At 55.4% G+C, this 334-nt stretch carries 1 protein-coding gene; it reads left to right on the top strand.

The genetic code is table 11. The features are described from left to right. A partial coding sequence (locus H5114_RS20250) for a cadherin repeat domain-containing protein (RefSeq protein WP_182723886.1) occupies positions 1 to 334 on the top strand: 334 nt, incomplete at both ends.

Raw genomic sequence — 334 nt, 5'->3', positions numbered from 1 at the left:
GCCAATGACTTTGAAGCCCTGGCGAACGTGCACAATTTAGTCGTCGGCGCCTCAGATGGCGTCAACACCACCAACATTAACGTCACCCTCACTGAGCTTGATGTCAATGAAGCGCCTGAGTTCACTCCACCCGTGGGCGAAACCAGCTACAACTTTAGCTACAATGAAAACAGCAGCGACAGCACTGTGATCGGTACCGTCAATGCCATCGATCCGGAAGGCACGCCAGTGACCTACAGTATCGTCAGCGGCAATGACGACGCTTGGTTTGAGATTGATCCCGTGACCGGTGTTATCAGCTTGACCCCAGCGGGCGTGGCCGCCGTCGCCAATG

Origin of the sequence: Shewanella sp. SR43-8, from assembly GCF_014163775.1 — a bacterium.
In the GTDB taxonomy this organism is placed as follows: Bacteria; Pseudomonadota; Gammaproteobacteria; order Enterobacterales; family Shewanellaceae; genus Shewanella; species Shewanella vesiculosa.
The sequence above is the reverse complement of the archived record's forward strand: the minus strand, read 5'-3'. Positions and strand labels throughout refer to the sequence as shown.